Source organism: Marinobacter sediminum, assembly GCF_023657445.1.
GTDB lineage: Bacteria > Pseudomonadota > Gammaproteobacteria > Pseudomonadales > Oleiphilaceae > Marinobacter > Marinobacter sediminum_A.
The window spans coordinates 687,303-710,315 of record NZ_JAGTWY010000001.1; the positions used below are offsets into that span (position 1 = coordinate 687,303).

General features: G+C 56.2%; 20 protein-coding genes. 15 read left to right on the top strand and 5 right to left on the bottom strand.

Features of this window, described 5'->3' with window-relative positions; genetic code table 11:
• The first annotated feature begins 114 nt into the window (after nucleotides 1–114).
• Nucleotides 115–1,869: an autotransporter assembly complex protein TamA gene (locus KFJ24_RS03355; protein ID WP_250829673.1), complete on the top strand. Its 1,755-nt coding sequence runs from the start codon at nucleotides 115–117 to the stop codon at nucleotides 1,867–1,869.
• Nucleotides 1,866–5,612 (top strand): translocation/assembly module TamB domain-containing protein, encoded by a 3,747-nt coding sequence (locus tag KFJ24_RS03360; protein WP_250829674.1) that lies wholly within the window; start codon nucleotides 1,866–1,868, stop codon nucleotides 5,610–5,612. Before KFJ24_RS03355 ends, KFJ24_RS03360 begins: the two co-directional genes overlap by 4 nt.
• A gap of 2 nt (nucleotides 5,613–5,614) precedes the next feature.
• Here KFJ24_RS03360 and KFJ24_RS03365 read toward each other — a convergent pair whose 3' ends face one another.
• From KFJ24_RS03365 to KFJ24_RS03375, 3 genes are read right to left on the bottom strand one after another with little or no spacing between them, the layout of a single operon-like run.
• Nucleotides 5,615–6,301 (bottom strand): SIMPL domain-containing protein, encoded by a 687-nt coding sequence (locus KFJ24_RS03365; RefSeq protein ID WP_250829675.1) that lies wholly within the window; start codon nucleotides 6,299–6,301, stop codon nucleotides 5,615–5,617.
• Nucleotides 6,302–6,333: 32 nt separating this feature from the next.
• Nucleotides 6,334–7,065, bottom strand: coding sequence for a gamma-glutamyl-gamma-aminobutyrate hydrolase family protein (locus tag KFJ24_RS03370; protein ID WP_250829676.1), 732 nt, complete (start codon nucleotides 7,063–7,065; stop codon nucleotides 6,334–6,336).
• Entirely contained in the window at nucleotides 7,058–8,059 is a 1,002-nt protein-coding gene (locus KFJ24_RS03375; RefSeq protein ID WP_250829677.1) for an amidoligase family protein, read from the bottom strand. Before KFJ24_RS03375 ends, KFJ24_RS03370 begins: the two co-directional genes overlap by 8 nt.
• 205 nt (nucleotides 8,060–8,264) lie before the next feature.
• On the opposite strand from KFJ24_RS03375, the gene lexA reads away from it, so the two are divergent.
• Together lexA and KFJ24_RS03385 are read left to right on the top strand one after the other, a co-directional pair.
• The gene (lexA, locus tag KFJ24_RS03380; RefSeq protein WP_250829678.1) at nucleotides 8,265–8,879 is read left to right on the top strand and encodes a transcriptional repressor LexA; all 615 of its coding nucleotides are present in this window, start codon (nucleotides 8,265–8,267) and stop codon (nucleotides 8,877–8,879) included.
• Nucleotides 8,880–8,920: 41 nt separating this feature from the next.
• Nucleotides 8,921–9,403 carry a cell division inhibitor SulA gene (locus KFJ24_RS03385; protein WP_250829679.1) on the top strand — a complete coding sequence of 161 codons (483 nt, stop codon included), beginning with the start codon at nucleotides 8,921–8,923 and terminating at the stop codon, nucleotides 9,401–9,403.
• A 75-nt stretch (nucleotides 9,404–9,478) separates the two neighbouring features.
• Here KFJ24_RS03385 and KFJ24_RS03390 read toward each other — a convergent pair whose 3' ends face one another.
• Complete coding sequence (locus KFJ24_RS03390; protein WP_250829680.1) at nucleotides 9,479–9,739, bottom strand: hypothetical protein; 261 nt, start codon at nucleotides 9,737–9,739, stop codon at nucleotides 9,479–9,481.
• A 47-nt stretch (nucleotides 9,740–9,786) separates the two neighbouring features.
• Complete coding sequence (locus KFJ24_RS03395; RefSeq protein ID WP_350455558.1) at nucleotides 9,787–10,299, bottom strand: DUF6586 family protein; 513 nt, start codon at nucleotides 10,297–10,299, stop codon at nucleotides 9,787–9,789.
• A 260-nt stretch (nucleotides 10,300–10,559) separates the two neighbouring features.
• Here KFJ24_RS03395 and KFJ24_RS03400 point away from each other — a divergent pair, with 260 nt between their 5' ends.
• The 11 genes from KFJ24_RS03400 to fliJ all read left to right on the top strand — a co-directional run bounded on the left by KFJ24_RS03400 (nucleotide 10,560) and on the right by fliJ (nucleotide 22,939).
• Nucleotides 10,560–11,918 carry a DUF1329 domain-containing protein gene (locus KFJ24_RS03400; RefSeq protein ID WP_250829682.1) on the top strand — a complete coding sequence of 453 codons (1,359 nt, stop codon included), beginning with the start codon at nucleotides 10,560–10,562 and terminating at the stop codon, nucleotides 11,916–11,918.
• Between the two features lie 92 nt (nucleotides 11,919–12,010).
• Nucleotides 12,011–12,340, top strand: coding sequence for an SOS cell division inhibitor (locus tag KFJ24_RS03405; RefSeq protein WP_250829683.1), 330 nt, complete (start codon nucleotides 12,011–12,013; stop codon nucleotides 12,338–12,340).
• A 70-nt stretch (nucleotides 12,341–12,410) separates the two neighbouring features.
• Nucleotides 12,411–13,862, top strand: coding sequence for a sigma-54 dependent transcriptional regulator (locus KFJ24_RS03410; RefSeq protein ID WP_250829684.1), 1,452 nt, complete (start codon nucleotides 12,411–12,413; stop codon nucleotides 13,860–13,862).
• A 266-nt stretch (nucleotides 13,863–14,128) separates the two neighbouring features.
• A complete protein-coding gene (locus tag KFJ24_RS03415) occupies nucleotides 14,129–15,367 on the top strand; it encodes a sensor histidine kinase (RefSeq protein ID WP_250829685.1) in 1,239 nt (412 codons plus the stop codon).
• A 12-nt stretch (nucleotides 15,368–15,379) separates the two neighbouring features.
• Nucleotides 15,380–16,840, top strand: coding sequence for a sigma-54-dependent transcriptional regulator (locus KFJ24_RS03420; protein WP_250829686.1), 1,461 nt, complete (start codon nucleotides 15,380–15,382; stop codon nucleotides 16,838–16,840).
• Between the two features lie 249 nt (nucleotides 16,841–17,089).
• Nucleotides 17,090–17,458 carry a flagellar hook-basal body complex protein FliE gene (gene fliE / locus KFJ24_RS03425; RefSeq protein WP_250829687.1) on the top strand — a complete coding sequence of 123 codons (369 nt, stop codon included), beginning with the start codon at nucleotides 17,090–17,092 and terminating at the stop codon, nucleotides 17,456–17,458.
• A gap of 15 nt (nucleotides 17,459–17,473) precedes the next feature.
• Nucleotides 17,474–19,183: a flagellar basal-body MS-ring/collar protein FliF gene (gene fliF, locus KFJ24_RS03430; RefSeq protein WP_250829688.1), complete on the top strand. Its 1,710-nt coding sequence runs from the start codon at nucleotides 17,474–17,476 to the stop codon at nucleotides 19,181–19,183.
• Nucleotides 19,176–20,219, top strand: a complete 1,044-nt coding sequence (gene fliG / locus KFJ24_RS03435; protein ID WP_250829689.1) for a flagellar motor switch protein FliG — start codon at nucleotides 19,176–19,178, stop codon at nucleotides 20,217–20,219. Before fliF ends, fliG begins: the two co-directional genes overlap by 8 nt.
• Nucleotides 20,219–21,118 carry a flagellar assembly protein FliH gene (locus KFJ24_RS03440; RefSeq protein ID WP_250829690.1) on the top strand — a complete coding sequence of 300 codons (900 nt, stop codon included), beginning with the start codon at nucleotides 20,219–20,221 and terminating at the stop codon, nucleotides 21,116–21,118. The genes fliG and KFJ24_RS03440 overlap by 1 nt, the downstream gene beginning before the upstream one ends.
• Entirely contained in the window at nucleotides 21,099–22,496 is a 1,398-nt protein-coding gene (gene fliI, locus KFJ24_RS03445) for a flagellar protein export ATPase FliI (RefSeq protein ID WP_250829691.1), read from the top strand. The genes KFJ24_RS03440 and fliI overlap by 20 nt, the downstream gene beginning before the upstream one ends.
• A complete protein-coding gene (gene fliJ, locus KFJ24_RS03450; protein ID WP_250829692.1) occupies nucleotides 22,496–22,939 on the top strand; it encodes a flagellar export protein FliJ in 444 nt (147 codons plus the stop codon). Before fliI ends, fliJ begins: the two co-directional genes overlap by 1 nt.
• Nucleotides 22,940–23,013: the final 74 nt, after the last annotated feature.

Below are 23,013 nucleotides of genomic sequence, written 5' to 3' on the forward strand. Positions count from 1 at the left end.
TAGCTTATTTCAGCGCCGCCGACGACTGGCGGTGGATTAACTTGACCACCCGGAGCTTAACTCCCACGCTTGAACAAAAGGTTCTATCCCAACCCCTAACGCTGAAATAGCCGGATGCTATCTAAAAATCACGTTGTTAACTCAGGCCGAACCCGGTTGCTGGCGCTGCTTTTTCTAGTGTGCCCCCTGGTAAGTTTTGCCCAGCAGGTTGAAGTCCAGGTCGAGGGTGACTATCCCAACCTTCAAGACAACGCTGAGGCATTTATCGGCGAGATTGAAGGTCGAAGCGCCTTTAGTTTGCGCCGTTACGCACCTACGGCCGTTGGCCAGGCTGAAAAGGCCCTGCGAGCATTGGGGTATTACAGTCCTGTGATCAGCTGGCGGGTGGAGGAAGGCGATGAGGATGACCTTTCTAGCCTGAAGCTCTTGATTACCCCGGGAGAGCCGGTTCGCGTAACATCACGAACGGTTGAGATTCGCGGTGCTGCCGCGTCGGATCCGCAGTTCTCCGATGATCTGCCCGCACACCCTGCCGAGGGGGATATCCTGAATCATGGCGAGTACTCGGCACTTCGGGACAATATCCAGACCCGTGCCCGCCGCCGCGGTTACTTTGATGGAAGATTTGTTGCCAGAACGCTCGAAGTCGACCCCGAGGCCAGGACTGCGGTGGTGAGACTGATCTATGAGAGTGGTGATCGCTATCATCTCGGCAAGGTGTACTTTGACGAAGGCCACTACTTTGAAATCGGGCTCCTCCGGGATTTCGTCACCTTTGAGCCGGGCACTCCCTACCATGCAGATAAAATCGCCAGGCTAAACCGGGACCTGTCTAACAGCGGCTATTTCTCGGGGGTGGATATTGATGCCAGGCCTTCCAATGCTGTTGACGGTGTTATTCCGGTGCAGGTTGCTGTGAACCGTCGGGATCCTCGTTCAATTTCAGCCGGTATCGGTTTCTCGACGGATGTCGGGCCACGGTTACGCGGTACCTGGCGGGAGCACTGGATCAACCCGATGGGACATAAACGGGGTGCAGAAACGGAGTTATCCGCGCCCCGACAAAATCTGACGACCTGGTATGAGCTGCCGCTGGATCCACCCATGACCGATCTGATACGGCTGACTGCGGGTTACCAGAGAGAAGACATTGAGAATGTTGAATCCGAGCGTTTCACGCTTGGCCAGCAGTGGCAGCACCAGCTGGATATAGGATGGCTGCAAGTGCTTTCCATTCGCCTGGAGAATGAGACTTTTAATATTGGCAACGACGAAAAAGGCACCAGTAGCCTGCTATTACCTGGCGCCAGCTACTCCAGGCTGTCTGTGGACTCCGCCCTGGATCCGTTTAAAGGGTATCACTTGCAGTTTGATGTTGTCGGCTCACATCGGGCGGTGTTGTCCGATGTGGATATCCTGCATGTAAATGCGCTGGCCAAGGGGCTTTTTACCCTGTTCGGGAAGCATCGTTTCCTTGGCCGTGTGCAGTTTGGTGGCGTTGCGACCAACCACTTTGAGGATGTGCCTCCCTCTTTGCGTTTCTTTGCCGGTGGAGACCAAAGCGTTCGTGGTTACGGTTATGAAACCCTGTCGCCGGAAAATGATAACGGAGTACCGGTTGGTGGGCGATACTTGCTTGTGGGGAGCGGCGAATACCAGTACCAGTTTGCCGACAAATGGCGGGTGGCGTTGTTTGTAGACCACGGTAATGCCATTAACGATCTTTTTGATCCTCTGGCCACGGGAGCTGGTATCGGTCTTCGCTGGATCAGCCCGGTCGGCTCGCTTCGCCTGGACGTTGCCAAGGGGTTGAATACGGAACTCGGTGGTGAATGGCGAATTCACTTTTCCATGGGGCCTGAGTTGTGACGGATCAACACCAGAATCATGAGCAGGATGAGATTCCAGCACGCAGGTCCCTGTGGTTCTGGCTGTTGCTGGCATTTGCTGTACTTATCCTGTTGCCCGCCATTCTTGTTGTCATTGTTTTGCTGGCACTTCGCTCTGAAACGGGCACAACCTGGGTTATCGACCAGGTGCCCGGACTGACAGTCACAGACGGCCAGGGCTCACTGTTTGGTCAGTGGCACGCGCAAACGCTTGAGTGGCGCGGGTACGGTGTGAATGTCGAGGTGGATTCTCCGTTCATTGAATGGTCCCCCTCGTGTCTGTTCAACAAAGAGCTCTGTCTTGACACCCTTCATGCCCAGAGACTGGTCGTGAATGTCCAGCCATCTTCAACCGGGAAGGCCGATGGGTCAGACCTGACGTTACCAACCATAGATTTACCGCTGGGTGTCAGAATCAGTGATGTGTCTGTTGGCCCGTTTGTATTTAACGGCAGCCAAATCTGGGATCGTCTGGAATTTGCGGCTGTTGGCTCTGGTGCTGACTGGATGCTGGAACGAGGTTTTTACGAACTGGATGCATACAGCGTAACGGTTTCCGGGAGAGTGGCAACCCGCCGGGACTGGCCTGTAGACCTCAATGTTCAGGCCTCCCTGCCGCCGCCCTCCGGGGATGAATGGTTACTTGATGTCAATCTGTCTGGCAGCGTGCGGGACCTTACCTTGGCTGGGCGTAGCAACGGGTACCTGGACGCCGGGCTTACGGGCAATGTTTCGCCGCTTGACCGGGCTCTGCCCGCAAAGCTCAAGATTACTTCCAGGAGTTTCCTGGCACTGGAGACCCTGCCTGAGACGCTGGTTCTCCGGGACTGGTTTCTGGAGGCGAACGGCAGTCTTGAGTCTGGCTTTGAAACCCGAGGCCGCGCAGTATTACCGGGTACAGAGGGGCCGATAAACCTGTTGCTCCGGGGTCATGTGGGTACAGAAGCGGCGCGGGATATTGAGTTGGAGTTATCGACGCAAAAACCGGAGCAGACGGGAAAAGTGAGGGTTGCCGGAAAGGTGAACTGGCAGGGCGGTCTGAACGCCGAGGCCGATGTCTCGCTGACGAAGTTTCCCTGGTTCTCGCTGCTGCCCGGCGTCTCGGAACCGCCGGTCATCCTCAATAGTCTGGATGGCTCAGTGAGTTGGGGTGACGGGCAATATCACGCGCGGCTGAAGGCGGCTGTTGACGGGCCCCAGGGCGAAGCTACCTTGTCGTCGGTGGTCGATGGTGACCTGAGCGCGACCACGCTGACAGACCTGAAAGTGACGACAGGAGCCGGTTCGCTGGCTGGTGGTGGGGCACTGGATTTCTCCGGGCCGCTGTCGTGGGAGGCGGCGTTAAAGCTTGATAACTTCAACCCGGGGTACTGGCTTCCGATGCTGGAGGCCAGCCTCAGTGGCGACGTTGAGACACGGGGCGCTCTACGTGAGGGTGAAATACCGGATATGACGGCCCGGTGGGACCTTGCCGGACAGTGGAAGTCCAAACCTGCCAGCGCAGTGGGCACGCTGAATACGGCATCCGGAGCCTGGGAGGTTTCCGGGCTTGCCGTAGCGGTTGGTGAAAACAGCCTTGAAGGCAGCGGCGTCTGGGGCGAAGCACTGGACGGGAATCTCGTTCTGTCATTGCCTGCTCCGGGCGAAATACTGGCAGGCCTCAAAGGCCGGATGACGGCGAAACTCAACATTGCTGGTACGCCGGATGATCCCCAGGGCGACCTGACTTTCAGCGCCCAGGAGCTTGCCTGGCAGGATACGGTAACGCTTGCCAGCCTTGACCTGGATGCCTCGCTGGCGCCGGGCTTTCGCCTCAGGAGTCATGCTGAAATCGGCGGTATCGAGGCCGGAGGCCAGCGCCTGGAGTCCGTTACTCTGGATGCGGCCGGAATCCAGGATGATCATCGCCTCACGTTGACCGCGAACCACGAGGACGCAGACCTTCGGCTCGTGTTTGGCGGCGGTTTTGACGACTCATGGACGGCCTGGCAAGGCGCCTTGGCCAGTGGCCTGATTGAGATACCGGAGCAGGACCAGAGCTGGAGGCTTCAGTCTCCAGCAAAATTAGCCTATCGGAAGAATGGACAACTGACGTTCGACGCCCATTGCTGGAGCTGGCAGGAGAGTTCGTTCTGTGCTGAAGATCAGGTGCTGTTGCCAACACCCCGGATTGCATATCGCATCAATAACTTCCCGGCGGCGGCTCTTGATCCGTTGATGCCGGAGGCCTTGCGCTGGCGGGCTCAGCTGAACGGTAGCATTGACGTTACCATGGCGGCTGAAGGCCCAAGGGGCCAGGTTCGGATGGATGCGGGAAAAGGGGAGTTCCGGGTGCTGCTTAATGAGGAGTGGGAATCCCTGCAACATGAAATCTTCACTGTCGGATTGAACCTGCAACCCGAAAAGGCGGAGCTGGATATTCGGCTATCGGGGCCAGAGCTGGGTGAACTGACAGTGAATACGGCTGTCGATCCGGCAACCCCGGAGAGAACGGTGACTGGGCAATTCAGTCTTCAGGGCCTGGACATCGCCCTGGCTGGAATATTTACCGGGCTGGAGCGGGTGTCTGGCAAGGTTAAAGGTCAGGGGAAGCTGTCGGGTCCTCTGATGAAACCGATGGTAAAGGGTGAAATTACGTTGAGTAATGCACGCCTGGTCGATCCAAGGCTTCCGGTGCCTCTGGATGATGTGTTTCTGAGTCTGGATCTCAACGGCTATTCCGCCGATATAAATGGCAGAATCAAGAGCAACGCCCGAAGCGAAACGATCGTGGGTGGCACATTGGACTGGGAGAACAGACCGGAAGGTGAGTTAACCATCCGTGGCAAGCGCGTACCTTTCAGTCTGGAGCCATACGCACGGCTGGAAGTGGAGCCGGATCTAACGATCGCCTTCCGGCAGGGCGAACTGAGCGTCGCGGGGCAGGTTGCCGTCCCCCGGGGAAGCATCGAAATCAAAGGCCTGCCTGAGCAGGCAGTGTCAGTTTCCGACGATGAGGTCATTGTGGGCGTAGAGCCACAGGAGCCGGTGATTCGTTCCCTGAAGATGGATGTGACGGTGGTGGTCGGTGAAGATCGGGTCACTTTTGCTGCGTTTGGCGTTAAGGGCGACCTCGAGGGCAGCCTGAGGATCGGCAACGATATGGATACCCGCGGCACGCTCCAACTGGTGAATGGCCAGTATGACGCCTATGGTCAGGAGCTGGAGCTGCGTAGGGCACGAATTCTTTTCGTGGGTAACCTCACCCAGCCGTATCTGGACATTGAGGCTATTCGAACCGTGGGGTCGGTAGTGGCGGGTATCCGCCTGAGTGGCCCGGTGCAGTCCCCGGCCACAGAAGTATTTTCGACCCCGGATATGAGTCAGACCGATGCGCTGTCCTATGTGATTCTGGGGCGTCCTGCGCAAAGCCGGGGCGAAGAGGGACAGATGGGACAGGCAGCCCTGTCATTGGGGTTGACTCAGGCCAGCAAAGTGACTGGGAAGATCGGTGAAGAGTTTGGTGTCCGCGACCTGATGCTTGAGGCGGAGGGATCAGGCGAGCAAACGTCAATTGTAGCTAGTGGCTACCTGACTGAGGAGCTCAGTGTTCGTTATGGGGTCGGTATCTTCGAACCAATCACTACCGTGGCATTGCGTTACGACCTGGGGAGGTACTTCTACCTGGAAGCAGCCAGTGGCCTGGCCGCTTCTCTGGACATCTTCTACACGCGGGATTTCTGAGATCAGTCGAGCTCGAACGTTGCATTGACCGTAGCCTGAATCTCCCGCTCTCCGATACTTGAAACAGTGTCTGAGGCTCCTTTTGCTTCGGCCCTCATCATAGGCACAGGCCGAAAACCGCCATTAACATTGATGCTGACGACATCACCGCAGGTTTTTTCCAGCTGGCTGGCAACAAACTCACACTTCTCTTTAGCATCGGCGATCGCTTCCGCCAATGCTTCGCGTTCAAGGCGGCGCTGATCGGAGTGAAAGAACTGATTGGGACCAAGGTAATAATCCAGGCCCAGGGACTGGGCTTGTTCGAGCAGGGGGTTCAGCAGTGACAGATCGCTGATCTGAAAACTGACTGTTTGTGATGCCACGGCCTGCTTTCTCGGGTCTTCGCCACGCTCCGGACTGGGCACCATGCGACTGTAAAGGTTTACGTTGGCGTCCGAGTAGTCTTCCAGCTGTGCCCGGTACTGCTTGATGGCCTCTCGCCATTGGCTCATCTTAGAGGTTACCTGTTCAGTTGCCTTCTGAGGTAATTGGTGTTGCGCACTGGCAGTAAACTGCAGACGGGCGCTGTCAGGCTTGACGCTTACGCTGCCCTGTCCGCTCAGGCTGACTTCGCCCGAGAGTGCGATTCCCGGCAATAAAAGGGCGCAAGATAAAGCCAGTCTGGCGATGCGGTTCCTTCCGTTCATAGAGAGTTCCCCTTCGAGAAGTGGTGCTGATATCAGACGTCGTCTGATTCCGGTTCCAGGCGTGAAAGCTTGAATGCCATCGCAGCCTGGACGAACTGCCTGAATATCCGTCGGTGTCCCCCATGATATAACAGATATTCCGGATGCCACTGAACCCCCATCAGCCATTGGTCATGGGTATTCTCGATAGCCTGTACGAACAGGTCGTTGTCTACCGCGACAACCCTGAGATTGCGCCCGAGGTACTTTATGGTCTGGCTGTGAATCCGGTTCGCACCAATCACGGGGGACTGCATAAGCTGGCCGAGCCTGCTGGTCGTTACCAGCCTTACGGTTTGCATCGGCAGTAGCAGCGGGCGGTGGCGCGTATTCACTCGTAACGGTGTCACGTTCTGGCACAGGGAGCCACCGTGAAACACGTTGATTAACTGTGCGCCACGACATATCCCGAGCACCGGGATGCCAATCTGTTCGGCCTGTTCAAGAAGCCTGTAATCAGTTGAATCCCGTTTTTGATCATAGCGGGCGGTAACCTGGGGTTGCTGTCCGTAACGCTCAGGATGTACGTGGGTGCCACCAGACAGTACGAGCCCGTCCAGCAATGATACGTCCGTTCGGGAGCCAGGCCTGATGTAATGCGTTCGGGCGCCATGCAGTCTCAGCCCAAGGCTGATCAGCCGATGGGCAGTGCCTTTTCTCGCCGGGCCACTGATTCCGATAGTCAGCCCTGGCAGCTCCTCTTTGGTGCCCGCCTGATCAGACATAACCCTTGCTTTGCAACCATTTGGTTGTCGTTTCCTGCCAGCTGTGTGTCAGGTTGTGGATGCTCAGTTTACGCCGTTCACGGTATAGCGACCGAAGCTCCGCCAATTCGGCGCCATTGGCTGCTATCTGTTCCAGAATCACCCAGTCGTTCCAGACGTTGGAAAATCGCCAGGAAACGTTGTCAATGTCGCAGTCCGGCAAACGGTAATGCAGGGTGGGGCGGCTCTTGACGCGGGGATCATGAACGTAATTATGCAGTAAATCCGTATCGAGATGAGCAAAGAGTGGCAGGAGGTCCAGGGCGCGATTGCGGCTCGGGTTGGTCTCAAGGTAATCCCGCATCAGTTGGGTCTGGTCTGGTGCATAATCATCCTCCATCAGGAGGTCCGTAAACCTGGTGCTCCATGGCTCTATGTAGGTGGTCAACTTTCGACTGATATCGAGTTGGTGGCGTGCCTTAAGCCATTCATAAAGCCCGGCAAAAGCCTGGAGATAGCGAACCAGTGTCGACGGACGCAAATCGGGCAGTTCGGGGTTAAGTTGCAGACCGAACGCATAATAAATCGCTTCACGGCTACCCAGAGCGCCGGCCTGACGGAGATCATCCACCAGGGATTCGATTTCGTGGACTTTTCTGAAGGCCAGCGGTGGACTGATAATTTCCAGCGGGACAATACGCTCAGCCGCCGCGTCAATTACCTCCATGGCTTGTCCGCCAATATCCCGTATGGATTCGGGCAGGCGGTCATCCGCAAGATCCAGCTCCTTGATCGGGTCCGAATCGAGTTCAATCGTAAAAGTACCAAGACTGGTTTCCAGTTTGGTGACGTAACGGGACACCAGCGTCGGTTCCCCATCGAAAAACTTCGTCACGCGCGCTACCAGGTCGTCGTAGCTGATACCCGACAGCTCGATTTCTATACCGACCCGTCGATCCTTGCCTTCATTGACGGTGAGAATATCGGGCATTTTGCAGGCACTGGGATGCGTCATGAAACTCCCTGAGAAGCGGCTAAAAGTTTTCCAACAATATCATATTCGTTTGGACAGAAGGGGTTGCGTCGCCGACAGAAAAAAGCAAAGCCAGGCTTTACACTGGATAAAACACTGTATATAGTGAAATCACTGTATAAAAAAACAGGGGCAGGTAAGGTGCTCAAACCTGTCCAAAACCCGGTTATCCCGGTAATGGAGTAGCTTGATGAAGCTGACAGCAAGACAATCCCAAGTGCTGGAAATAATCCGGCGGTATCTGGATGAGACCGGCTACCCACCCACGCGTGCGGAAATCGCCGCAGAGCTCGGGTTTCGTTCCGCCAACGCGGCTGAAGAGCACTTACGTGCCTTGGCACGCAAAGGTGCCATTGAAATGGTACCCGGAGCCAGTCGTGGAATTCGTTTGCCAGAGGCTGAGCAGGATCTGGGACTTCCGGTGATTGGCCAGGTGGCGGCAGGCAGCCCCATTCTCGCCCAGGAACACGTCGAAGACCATGTCACACTGCAGCCAGACTTCTTCTCGCCGTCCGCCGATTATCTGCTCCGCGTACGCGGTATGAGTATGAAGGATATCGGCATCCTTGATGGGGACTTGTTGGCGGTTCATCGTACTCAGGATGTCCATAACGGTCAGGTCGTGGTTGCGCGGGTTGGGGAAGAAGAGGTCACTGTGAAGCGATTCCGCAAGGAAGGCTCGAAGGTGTATCTGGTGGCCGAGAATGAGGAATTTGCTCCGATTGAGGTCGATCTCACCGAGCAACAATTGTTTATTGAAGGTTTGGGAGTGGGTGTGATCCGTCGCTCTGATCTTCACTGATCGCATCGGGTCGCTACAGCAAGTTTGAAAGCGGGTGAATCATGGAACAACTGAGCTTCAATCAGAATCTGGCTTATCAGCAACGTGCTCTGTCCTACTCGGTGCCGACACCGGAGCGACGTTCTGTCATCCGTGCGCGACGCAGGGATGAATTCGACGATGTGGCCGTTGCTGGTAATGTGACTGAGATTATCTTGCCAAAGGGGCAGGTGGAGAATTTTCAGTTGCTGCTTCCGATGCTGACTCAGTTGAATCAGGAAAAGCGCTGGCTGGCCTGGATTGACCCGCCCCAGGCTCTGGTGAGCAAGTGGCAAAAAATGCACGGTATCGTAGCTGGTGAGCTACTGGTGCTTCGCTCCACCACCGAATATCCTGCTCAACAACTGGCCGAAAGAGCGCTGAGTGCAGGAACCTGCCATGCAGTCGTCATGTGGACCCGTAAGCTTGGGCGTACATCCTTTGAGGCGCTGCAGAATGCGTCTGCCAAAGGAAACAGCCACGGAGTAGTTCTTCGTCAGCGATGATTCAGGAGAGTCTGGCGGCGCAAAGTCGCGGCGCCAGACCGAACGGACGTTTCTTACCTAATCCGAGCGGGTTGATCAGTGAAGGGTATAGGAAGGCTGGACGTCCGCAGCTTCCAGTTCATCCTCTTCCCAGTCAATGTCATGGGCAACATTGCCAACCGCTTCGATGCCGGCTGCAATCATGGCCTTGGCAACCGACATATCCCGGTCTTCCATCATTTCACGGGCTTCTTCCGAAAACGAAATCTTCACTAGCGGTGCGCTGTCATCGTCAATTCGGCGCAGGGCATAATCGCCGTTGCTCAGTTGTACAATTTCAAAAAACGATGGTGACATTCGGTAAACCTTTCAGTTGGTGAGATCTGGCGCCTCTGAGTGATCAATCACCACTCACTGTGTTGCTCTTCCAGATCATCGGCAAAAGTTTTCATTGCGCTCAGTGTCTTCTGCAGTGAGGCTGCGGACCGGTCAGGTCCGGTATCTACAGAGACCGCAATAATATTCTCGTCGCTGACCGTTTTCCGGGTTGCTGGTGGGCGGCTCTGTGACATTTCCAGCTGGTCAAGGTGGTTCCACCAGCTGCCGGCCCGGCTTTCGAACTCGCGTAAGCGCACGACTTCACTGGTTGCTTCGCCAATTAATGAGGCAAGCTCATTCAGTGAGGCCGGCTCTTCTGTCCGGTATTGATAGAGTCGTGCGATCATAACCAGCAGCAGTGTTCGAGACCTCAGAAGCAGCTCAATAGAACCCTGAATCGCGGCTTCCCGGCTTAACGCCTGCTCCGCCTCTGTGTTCGTTCGGCCGCCAGCGGAGTTAATGGAGGGGTCGAGCAAACCCAGAAGGGTTCGAGCCATAAACAGTTTTTGTGAGACCAGCGAATGCCATTGTGAGGCCATAGGGTACCTGCGATCACGAGGCGGTCTTTTCAACCCGGAAAATTAATCATCCACTATAACATTTCCTGCAAACTATTTCTTCACCAGTCTGTGACCACTTCCGTTACACAAGAAGAAACAATCATTCACTTGAAACGATCGTTTGAATTTGGCAAAAAGGCGCCCGGCCGCGGACCTGGTGATCAGTGTGGCCCCACGGCATGGCTCCCCTAATTTGGTGGTTGCCAGTCTAACTGCATGAATTTCTGGAGGTGTAAGAGATGCGGAACCACGTTTTTGCTGGTGTTGCAGCGTTTTTGTTCGGATTTTCCGGGCAAGTGCTGTCCAGAGTAACGCCTGCAGAGGCCACGCAGCTCGATGGTAAGCTGACACCGGTTGGCGCAGAAAGGGGTGCGAATACTACGGGCAATATCCCCGCCTGGACCGGGGGCCTCAAGACACCGCCGGAGACTTGGCGCAAAGGTGAAGTAGAAGTAAATCCTTTCCCTGATGATCAGGCCATGTTTGTGATCACGGCAGACAATCTTGATCTCTATCGGGACAGGCTGTCTGACGGCCATATCAGGATGCTTGAACAGTATGGTCCTGACTTTTTTATGCCGGTATACCAGACCCGACGGACAGCGGCGTTCCCCGAGCATGTATATGAAAAGTCGCGGGAAAACGCCCTGACGGCTGAGCTTCTGGATAACGGTAATGGGGTCCGTGACACCATTATGACCAGCCCTTTTCCGATTCCAAAAAATGGCCTGGAGGTTATCTGGAACCATATTCTTCGCTATCGGGGCGAGGAAATTGCCTTTCGGAGCGCCTCAGCTACGCCGCAGACTGATGGTTCCTATAACCCGGTTGTTAATGACTACGAGTATTTCTTTGCGTACAGCAAGAAAGGCGCGGAGTTGGAGGAAATCGACAACAAGATTTTCTATTTAAAGACAGATACTGTTTCCCCGTCTTCTCTGGCCGGTACGATCACACTGGTGCACGAAACCCTGGATCAGATCCGTTCTCCCCGTCTGGCCTGGCGCTACGATGCTGGTTCACGTCGCCTTCGGCGTTCGCCCAATCTGGCCTATGAGACCGACCTGCCGAACTCGTCGTCGCTCAGGTCCGTCGATCAGAAAGACATGTATAATGGTGCGCCGAACCAATACGACTGGACTCTGAAAGGCAAGCGTGAGTTGTTCGTTCCCTACAATGCCTACATGCTGCACGGCGCCGACGCGAAGGCCGGTGAAGTTATCCGCCCGGGCCACATTAACCAGGCCCTTACCCGCTATGAACTCCACCGTGTCTGGGTTGTGGAAGCAAAACGGCGCACCGGGATCGGTCACATCTATGACCGACGTGTCTTTTATTTAGACGAGGACAGCTGGCAGATTCTGGCGTCTGAAGAATACGATGAGCAGGGAAATCTGTGGCGGGTGTCCGAAGCTCATAACATCAGCTATTACAGTGAGCCGGTGTTCTGGACTACCATGGAAATGACATACGACCTGAAGGCCAGGCGTTACTACATTGATGGCCTTGATCGCGGTTTCCCGGCATACGATTTCAGTCCGCGCTTCCGTGGCACGGAATTCACGGCGTCGGCGGCCCGCCGTGCTGCGCGTCGCTGACTGCAGATGATGGAAAAGGGCCGGTACTCGCCGGCCCTTTTCCGTTCGGGTTGATTGATGATGCTCGCCGATACGCTGAAGGAGAATATGGCATGGCCGACAGACAGGCTGATTTCGACTACCTTGATCGCCTGATGGCAGATCTTGGAAGGGCCCTGGCCGACCAGGACTGGGACCAACTTGCGCGCCTCAATGCTCAGGTCAAGCCGGCGGTTGAGCCCCTGATGAAGGCGCTGGAGATTGGCGAGGTCGAAGCAGAGCCGGTCCGTCTGAGGCTCAAGGAACTGCAGCAGTTTGTAGATGCGGCTAACGAAAGCGCCGCACGCTCCCGCGATGAAGCCCGGGATTCACTTAAGGGTGTGAACCAGAATCGAAGTGCTGCGAAGGCCTACCAGAACGTCTCCTCAAATCGACCCAAATAGCGTCATAAAATTGACTCTGTGATGCTTACAGTCTTAAATACCGCACAAATCCCTCAAGAGATTTCTGTGAATGTCCAAAAATAACAGCGTGCTGGTGTTGAGTGAGGATGAATCAAGACGCCGGGACATTGTCACGATTCTTGAGTTCATTGGTGAGGAGCAGATTGTTGCTGGCGACGAAGCTCTGGCGCTGGTGGACTCTGGTGATGCCGAGAGTCTTGGTAATATTGGGGTGGTGGTCATTAACGGAGAAGATGACGGGGTAGCTGACAGCATTCAGGCCGTCTGTAAAACCGTTGACGGTGTGCCGTTACTGATGATCGGGGATCCTGCGCTTAAAGGGGTGGCGGATAGTGACATCACCCGCATTATTGCCCGCATGGAATGGCCCCTGAGCTATACCAAATTTGTGGATTCACTGTACCGGGCCCAGATATACCGCGATCAGTTCAGCCAGTCCCGTGAACGTGGTCAGCAACGTGGTCTTCAGTTATTTCGAAGCCTTGTTGGTACCAGCCGCAAGGTTCAGCAGGTTCGCCAGCTGATGAATCAGGTGGCGGATAAAGAGGTCAGTGTTCTGATTACCGGAGAGTCCGGCACTGGCAAGGAAGTCGTGGCCCGCAATCTCCATTATCATTCCTCTCGCAGGGACAAGCCCTTCGTTCCCGTGAACTGTGGCGCCATTCCCGGTGAACTGCTGGAAAGCGAACTGTTTGGTCATGAGAAGGGCGCATTCACCGGCGCAATTACCGCCCGTGTTGGCCGCTTTGAGATGGCGGAGGGTGGCACCCTGTTTCTGGATGAAATCGGTGATATGCCGCTCAATATGCAGGTCAAGATTCTGCGGGTTCTACAGGAACGAACGTTTGAGCGTGTAGGCAGTAATCGTACCCAGTCTGCAAATGTGCGGGTGGTTGCGGCGACTCACAAGAATCTTGAGGATATGATTGAAGGCGGAAACTTCCGTGAAGATCTGTACTATCGTCTGAACGTTTTTCCCATCGAGATGCCGGCGCTTCGTGATCGGGTGGAGGATATTCCATTATTGATCAATGAGTTGACATCGCGCATGGAGAAGGAGAAACGCGGTTCTTTGAGGATGAATTCGGCTGCGATCATGAGTCTCTGTCACCACGAATGGCCGGGCAATGTCCGGGAGCTGGCCAATCTGGTTGAGCGCCTTGCGATCATGCACCCGTATGGCGTGATCGGCGTTCAGGAGCTTCCGAAGAAGTTCCGGTATGTAGACGATTATGATGAGAATCGGCCCCTCGAGGATTCCGGCATGCCATCAGGTATACCAGCTCTGGTCGGCCTTGATGCGCCCGCGTTGTTGCCGGTGAACGGGATTGATTTGAAGGATTACCTCTCAAACCTGGAGAAGCAGCTGATTCAGCAAGCGTTGGATGAGGCCGGCGGGGTAGTTGCCCGGGCGGCTGAGAAGTTGCGGATTCGGCGGACGACGCTTGTGGAAAAGGTTCGCAAGTATGGGCTTCGTGAAGAAGAGGCTGAAGAGTCCTGATGCCTGACTAAAGGTGCGAGAACGGGCCCGGGGTAACTGTGGATGCGGGTCACGAAAGTATGTTCTGAACGGCGTCAAAGGTTTGTAACCCTTGGCGCCGTTGTCATTTCTGACCGACGTAAAATCGTCACTCCTGGTTTTTCCGATTTCTCTTCTTATTGAATTTAATGAAAAAAACCGAGTTGGCACGATGCTGGCTTCGTGGCTCGTAAACGAATCATCCGAATGGTGCGGCCTGTTGGTTGGGCCGGTCAGGGGGCGAGGTTATGAGTCAGGCACATTTTGTTGCTCAGTCCGAAGCAAGTCAGGCGCAGGCTAATGCGGCGGCGGACGTTAACGACAAGGTCACGGCGCTGTTTCCGGAGCAGGGCGATGAGGCGGTGGATTCTGCCCTGGAGCTGTTCAACCAGATGTCGCGGCAGATAACTGACTCGTACCGAACGCTGGAATCCCGGGTTAATCAGTTGTCCGGTGAATTGACCCAGGAGTCGCTGCAGCGCCAGCAGGAGCTTGAGCAGAAGGAGCAACTGGCCGACAGGTTGTCGACTTTGCTTAACGCACTTCCTGCTGCTGTTGTGGTTCTGGATAGTCAGGGTGTGGTGACGCAGACCAATCCGGCGGCGATAGCGTTACTTGGCGAACCTCTCGATGGTGAACGCTGGGTGGATGTGATTCGTCGCTGCTTTGCGCCACGCCGGGATGATGGTCACGAGGTGTCTCTCAAGGATGGCCGGCGGGTAAGTATTGAAATCCGGACCATGGAGAATCAGCCGGGCCAGTTGATTCTGCTGACCGATCTGACGGAAACCCGTCAATTACAGTCGCAGCTGGCTCATGCCCAGCGGCTTTCGGCGATGGGTAAGATGGTGGCGTCTCTGGCCCATCAGATTCGTACCCCGCTTTCTGCCGCGATCCTGTATGGCGGGCACCTGAGTGAGAAAGACCTGGACGAGGAGATGCGTCAGCGTTGCGCCTCCCGCCTGATGTCCCGTCTGACGCATCTGGAGCAGCAGGTGCGGGACATGTTGATTTTTGCGCGGGGGGAGACCCGCCTCGCGGAGGAGCTGTCTGGCGCAACACTCGTTTCAGCCCTGACATCTGCGCTGGAGGGGGTGAAACTGGCGCCGGGCACTGAGGTCTCGGTTCGGGATGACGTGTCTGGTGATTGTCGCTTGATGTGCAACCGGGATGCGCTGGTTGGCGCCTGTACCAACCTGGTGAATAACAGTCTTGAAGCCGGCGCGACCTCTGTTGCGGTGCAGGTGGCACCGGAGTGCGGTGAGCTGGTCATCCGGGTAGTGGATAACGGTCCGGGGTTTGCCCGGTCTGAAGCGCATCGGTTGATGGAGGCGTTCTATACCACAAAATCCCACGGCACAGGCCTTGGCCTTGCGGTGGTCCAGGCGGTGGTGAAGGCTCATCAGGGGCAGTTTTCCATTGAATCGCCCGAGCAGGGTGGCGCGGTTGCCACGCTGCGATTGCCGCAATTGAAGAATAACCACTAATCGGAGGCAACCATGGCCAAAGCCCAGATTCTGATCGTTGAAGATGACCATGATTTGCGGGAGGCGCTGGTAACGACGCTGGAGCTGGCAAAGTTCCGGGTAACAGAGGCATCCAACGCTCATGAGGCGCTGGCGCGACTGGCCGAGACTCCGGTGGATATGGTTATCAGTGATGTGAATATGCCGGGGATGTCAGGCCATGATCTGCTGGCAGAGGCGCAGCGTTTGTATCCGGGGCTGCCGATGATGCTGATCACTGCCTATGGTCAGATAAGCCATGCCGTGTCTGCCATGCAGGCCGGAGCTATCGACTATCTGGTCAAGCCGTTTGAACCTCAGGTTCTGGTAGAGGCTGTGAGTAAAGTAGTTGGCGGCGCTCGCCAGAAATCTTCTGACGCGCCGGTCGCTGAAGATCCGGTGAGCAAACGGATGTTCCAGTTGGCCACGAAAGTCGCTGGCAGCGATTCCACGGTCATGATTTCGGGAGAGAGCGGAACGGGCAAGGAAGTACTGGCCCGGTTTATTCACCAGCAGTCTCCCCGCGCCGATCAGCCTTTTATCGCCATAAACTGCGCAGCGATTCCGGAAAATATGCTGGAGGCGATTCTGTTTGGTCATGAAAAAGGCGCATTCACTGGCGCGGTGGCTTCCTCCCCGGGTAAGTTCGAGCAGGCTAACGGCGGTACAATCCTGCTGGATGAGATTTCCGAGATGGACCTGGGACTTCAGTCCAAATTGTTGCGGGTGCTTCAGGAGCGAGAAGTGGAGCGTGTTGGTGGTCGCAAAACGATTTCCCTGGATGTGCGCGTTATCGCCACCACCAACCGGGATTTGGCGGAGTATGTCCGAGAGGGCAAGTTCCGGGAAGATCTTTATTACCGGCTGACAGTATTTCCCATGCGCTGGCAGCCCCTTCGTGAACGGCCTTTGGATATTATGCCGCTTGCCACTTCTCTGTTGAAGCAGCACTGCCGAAAGATGAAACTGACCGGTGTTGCTTTTGCCCCGGATGCAAAGCACGCCTTAATGAACCATGGCTGGCCAGGTAATGTCCGTGAGCTGGACAATGCCATTCAGCGGGCTTTGGTGTTGCATCAGGGAAATGTGGTACACGCCGGTGATTTGTGTCTTGAACTGGGCATTACTGGCACGCCAGATGCCCGGAATGCTGCTACTTCCGCACCTGAGCAGGTCATGGTTCGCGAGCCTGAGCCTGATGGCAATAACGGGCATGAGTCGCTGGCAGCAAGCGATCAGCACACAGCAGATCCGGAAGCCTTTGCCGCTGGCTCCCTGGGGGATGATCTGAGGCAGCAGGAGTTCCGTATTATTATACAGACGCTCAGGAACGAACGTGGGCGTCGCAATCGCGCTGCTGAGCAGCTTGGCATCAGCCCACGGACCCTCCGCTACAAGCTGGCCCAGATGCGCGATGCTGGCATCGATCTTGATTCGGAACTGGCAATGGCCTGACCTCCACAACAGATACCTTCTAACAGGCACCCCTCAAGGGTGCCTTTTTTTATCCTGTCTCCTGTCCGCCCCCGGCAATCGCGGATGCTGTCAAAAGTCTGTCGCATGACATCTTCCGTTCCTTCGGGATAGATTTAGTGCATTGAAAATAAAGACTAAATACTAGTTGGCCTGGTCGTTGCTTTTATGATTGCAACAGAGTTCCATGAGTAAGTCCGTCCGTGCTCACGGAGGAATGGGGAGAGAGTTATGGTTCAGCGTGCCGACATTAACAGCGTTCTGTCTGACATCCGCTCACTGCGTTCACAAATGACGCAGAATCAGCAAATTGAGCAGGACCAGTCGGTGCGTGGTCGTATCGACGGCCCGCGCCAGGTTCAGGAGACACAGGAAACGCCAAGCTTCAGCGATATGCTGGGCAAGGCCGTGAACAACGTGAGCGAGCTCCAGCAGAACGCCGGTGATCTCCGCACGGCATACGATATGGGGGATCCCAATGTGGACATTACCCGCGTGATGATTGCCGCCCAGAAATCCTCTGTCTCCTTCGAAGCACTTACCCAGGTACGTAACCGGGTGGTTCGGGCTTACGAAGACATTATGAACATGCCGATCTGATAGCGGAGCCGAGACATGGCCAGCGTTCCTGCAGAAACCACTTCCTCCAACGTTCGAGCCTCCCGGGCGAGTGATGCGCCCGAGAGCGGAAACGATATGTTTCTTGGCTTTAATCGCCTGAACCTGCTGCGGCAGGTTGGCCTGATGGTGGGCCTTGCGGCCAGCGTGGCGCTCGGTGTTGCGGTCGTGTTGTGGGCACAGGAGCCGAATTATCAACCCGTGGTCGGCGACCTCTCCTCATACAATCCCCAGGACGTGACCACAATCCTCGACAGTAATGGGATTAATTACAGGATGGATCCGCGTAGCGGCGCATTGCTGGTTCCGTCCGACCAGGTCTATAACGCCCGTCTGAAGCTGGCTGCCGAAGGTGTGACGGATCAGAAAACTATGGGGTTCGAGTTGCTGGATCAGGATCGGGGCCTCGGTACATCCCAGTTCATGGAAACCATTAGCTACCGTCGCGGCCTGGAGGGTGAGCTGGCCCGTACCATTGGCGCCATGCGAGGTGTTCGCAGTGCCAGGGTTCACCTGGCGATTCCCGAACGCTCCGTGTTTGTCCGTGATGCCCGCGAGCCCTCTGCCTCGGTATTTCTGGAAGTCTTTGCCGGACGCCGTCCCGAACAGGAACAGATCAGTGCGGTGGTGAATCTGGTGGCGGGTAGCATCCCCATGATGAAAAAGGAAAATGTCACTGTAGTGGATCAGAACGGTAACCTTCTGACCGGCAAAGAGGGGCAGAGCGAAACCGATCAGATGCAGGATCAGTATGACTACACCTCGAGGGTTGAGGAAAGGCTGAGTCGCCGGGTGGCATCACTGATTTCGCCCATTGTGGGAGAAGGCCGCTATCGTACGGAGGTCTCCGCGGACCTGGATTTTTCATCTGTCGAACAGGCCGAGGAACTGTTCAACCCGGAACAGCAGGCTGTCAGGAGTGAGCGAGAGCTTACTGAGCAGCGAGTGGCGGGTGGCAGTCCTGTAGGTATTCCCGGGGCACTCTCCAATCAGCCCCCTGCCAACGCCACGGTGCCTGAACAGGCGAATGGTGGCGAACAGGGTGACCAGGCAGGCCAATCCCAGCCAATGGATGTTCGAAAGGAATCGACCAGAAACTATGAAATGGACCGCACTGTCAGCTACGTTCGCCATGAACTGGGTCGGGTAAAGCGAGTGACGGTCGCGCTCGCGGTTGATGACATGAAAGTGGTTGATCCCCAGACCGGTGAAGTCAGCTATCAGCCATGGCCGGAGCAAGAGCTTCAGCGCCTCAGCATGCTGGTTCGGGATGCGGTTGGCTATTCCGCGGCTCGGGGTGACAGCGTGACCGTAATGAATACCGCTTTTGCGCCTGAGGAAAGCATCGAGTTTGAAACACCGGGTTTTTGGGAGCAGCCGTGGTTCTGGGACCTGATGAAACAGGTGTTGGCGGGTCTCGTTATTCTGGTTCTGGTTCTCGGGCTGCTCAGGCCTACCCTGAAAAGCCTGTCTGGCAGCGGTAAGCGCGAGCGCGGCGGAGATCTTGGTGAGAGTGGCTACGGCGAACTCGACAAAATTGAAGGTGGTGATGAGTTGCGTGCGGCCATGTCGTCCCAGGATGAACTGCTTTTGCCGGGTGCCACTGACAGCTATGATAGACAACTGAATGCATTGAAAGGCCTGATAGCAGAAGACCCGGCTCGGGTTGCCCAGGTCATGCGCCAGTGGGTGAATGTCGATGACTGATCAAACCAGCCAGCAGAGCGTTGATGCGCCGCAGAAATCGCAGCGGAAGATTCCACGTGTGGAGCAGGCCGCCATTCTACTGATGACGCTGGGAGAAGCCGACGCTGCAGAAGTGCTGAAGCATATGGGCCCGAAAGAGGTCCAGCGCGTGGGCGTTGCCATGGCCCAGATGAAAGATGTCAGCAAAGACGACGTGACACACGTTCTCAACCAGTTTGTGGACGCCGTCGGTGGCCAGACCGGACTCGGTGTGGGCAACGACGACTATATCCGTGCCATGCTTACCCAGGCCCTGGGTGACGATAAGGCGGCCAGTCTGATTGACCGCATCCTGATTGGCGGCAACACCACCGGTCTGGATACCCTGAAATGGATGGAGCCCCGTGCCGTCGGCGACATTATCCGCTTCGAGCACCCGCAGATTCAGGCGATTGTTATTTCTTACCTGGACCCCGACCAGGCCGCCGAAATTCTGGGGACCCTCGATGATAAGGTTCGACTCGACGTAATGATGCGCGTGGCTTCCCTCGAAAGCATCCAGCCCCAGGCCCTGCAGGAACTGAATGACATCCTGGAGAAACAGTTCTCGGGTGGCTCTGCTGCCCAGACCAGTCGCATCGGTGGCATCAAGCGTGCGGCAGATATCATGAACTTTATGGACCGCAGTATCGAAGGCACCCTGATGGATTCCATCAAGGACATGGATCCGGATCTGGCCTCCACGATTGAAGACCTGATGTTCGTGTTCGATAACCTCAAAGACATCGATGACCGTGGCATCCAGGCGCTGCTGCGGGAAGTTTCTTCCGAAGTGCTGGTGGTTGCCCTCAAGGGTGCGGACGATGCGGTTCAGGAAAAGATCTTCAAGAATATGTCCAAGCGGGCGGCCGAGTTGTTGCAGGATGACCTGGAGGCCAAGGGGCCGGTCAAGGTCAGCGAGGTTGAAGGGGCCCAGAAGGACATTATTACCGTTGCACGTCGCATGGCGGAAGCTGGTGAAATATCACTCGGCGGTGCCGGCGAAGAAATGATGTGATGAAAAACTCCACCAAGGACCTCCATCGGATACCCAAGGAACAGCTGACAGCCTATGAGCGCTGGGAGCTGCCTTTGCTGGATGCCAGGGGTAATGAAGTGGCGAGGGAAGAAGAGCGCGATGTCAGGCCTCTGACTGCCGCCGATATTGATGAGATTCGCCAGGCTGCGCGCGAAGACGGTTACAACGAGGGCCGTGACGCCGGGTATCAGGCCGGACTTGCTGAGGGCCGGGAGCAGGGTCAGGAGGAAGGACGACAAACTGGTCTGGCGGAAGGCCGGGAGCAGGGTGAAAAAGAGGGCTACGACGATACCCGAAAAGAAATCGACACCAAACTGGATCGTCTTGAGCACCTGTTGGGTGAATTGCTGTTGCCTATCCGCCGCCACGAGGACGAACTGGAAACGGCATTGGTGAATCTCACCACAGTACTGGCCCGCGCGGTTGTTTTTCGTGAACTGAGCATTGATTCCTCGCAGATTCACAAGGTGGTCCGCCGGGCTCTGGAAGCCTTACCTTCCACTGCGGAGAACATTCGTATCCATATTCACCCGGACGATTGCGAACTGGTGCGAGAAGTAACCGCACGGCTGGAAACGTCTGCCTCAGTCTTTGAGGATGACGCGGTGCTTCCCGGCGGCTGCAGGGTGGAAACGCGGCACAGTCTGGTTGACTTCACGGTGGAGAAACGTTTCCAGCGGGCCGTCCAGAGCATGCTGGATCAGCAAATGGGCGAGACCGAGGCCGGTGAATCCGAAGAACTGGATTCGCTGATGGGGGACCTGACGGATTTTCACCGGGAGATTCTGAATACGCCTGATGCCAGTCAGAGCGGTGAAAAAAGCCCTTCGAGTGATGATACTGATACAGGTGATGGTGATGACCTCGCGCCTGGCTGATCGTCTTGGCCGCTTTAAGGATTTTCTTGGCAGCGAGCCGGAACCTGAGCTCTCCGGACGGCTGACCCGCATGGTTGGGCTGACACTCGAATGTGTCGGATGCCCCATGGTTGTTGGTGACCGCTGTGTGATTCAGGGCCAGGGGACCGGCAATGTCGAGGCCGAGGTCGTTGGCTTTGAAGACGAGAAGGTCTACCTGATGCCACTCACCGCTATTGAAGGCCTGAAGCCCGGCGCGCGGGTGGTTCCGCTTTCCGCAGCCAGCCGTGTGCCGGTTGGACCGCAGTTGCTGGGCCGGGTGGTGGACGGCAGCGGCGAACCTCTGGATGGCAAAGGACCATTGCAGGCGGAAGCCCGCGTTGCTCTGACCGGTGACATCATTAACCCGTTGAATCGGGCGCCTGTTCGGCAGTCTATGGATGTGGGTATTCGCGCCATCAACTCGCTGTTGACCGTCGGGCAGGGGCAGCGCCTGGGGTTGTTTGCAGGTAGTGGCGTCGGTAAGAGTATGCTCTTGGGCATGATGACCCGCTTCACTGATGCTGACATAACGGTTGTGGGCCTGATCGGTGAGCGGGGCCGTGAGGTTAAGGAATTCATTGAAGATATTCTCGGTGACGAAGGTCTCTCACGCTCTGTTGTCGTAGCCTCTCCGGCAGATGACTCGCCTTTGATGCGCCTGCGTGCAGCGATGTTGACCACGCGTATAGCCGAATATTATCGGGATCAGGGCAAACGGGTGTTGCTGTTGATGGATTCCCTGACCCGTTACGCCCAGGCACAGCGTGAAATAGCCCTGGCCGTCGGAGAGCCCCCTGCAACCAAGGGTTATCCTCCCTCCGTTTTTGCCAAGCTGCCGCAACTGGTGGAGCGCACAGGTAATGGCCGCCCGGGGGGCGGCTCCATAACCGCGTTCTATACCGTGCTGACCGAAGGCGATGATCAACAGGATCCGATCGCTGATGCTGCCAGGGCCATACTCGATGGCCATATCGTGCTGTCACGCCGGATGGCGGAGGAGGGGCATTATCCGGCCATCGATGTGGAAGCATCCATAAGCCGGGTCATGCCTCAGGTGACAGAAACGGAACACTTTTCCCGTGCACAGCGTTTCAAACAGGTTTATTCGCGCTATCAGCAGGCACGGGATCTGATCAGTGTCGGCGCCTATGTCAAAGGCTCTGATCCGGAGACGGATTTTGCGATGGCCCATATCAGCAACATGCGTCAGTTCCTGCAACAAGGCCTCAACGAGAGTGCACCGCTGCAGGAGAGTATTGAACAGCTGATGGCGGTCGTGCCTGAACGCAGATCCCCCGAGCGCCGAAAATCGGCGGTGCACAACCCCTCTGCCGGCAACGTCGGGAGTAATGGTTGATGTTGAGGTCCCGGCGTCTCGAAGTAGTGTTGGCCCTGGAAGAGAGAAAAGAACAGGAGGCACTTGAGCGCATGGGAGAAGCCCGCCAGGCGGTGGATCAGCAGAGAGAGCAGGTGGAAAATCTCAATCGCTACCAGCAGGAATATCGTGATCAGATCCGCAGCAGCCAGTATGGTGTTGTTCAGGTCAGCCGTCTCCAGGCCTGGCAGGCGTTCATTGCCCAGCTTGACCAGGTGATTCGCCAGCAACAGACGCTGTTGGCTCAGGCCGAAGAGGTATTTGAGGCCCGGCGACAGGAATGGCTGCAGGCATGGGAGCGCAGGCGGGGCATGGAAAAATACATCGAGACCTGCCGGCGGCAGGAACAGAAAGAGCAGGATCTGCGTGACCAGAAACTCTCGGATGATGCCGCTGGGCGGGCGTTTACCCGCCGTCATCGCTGACTTCTCCCAGGTATCAACCTCAAGCGGATGCAATTCAGATACGTTGGGCTATCCTTAATTGAAGACAAGCCGCT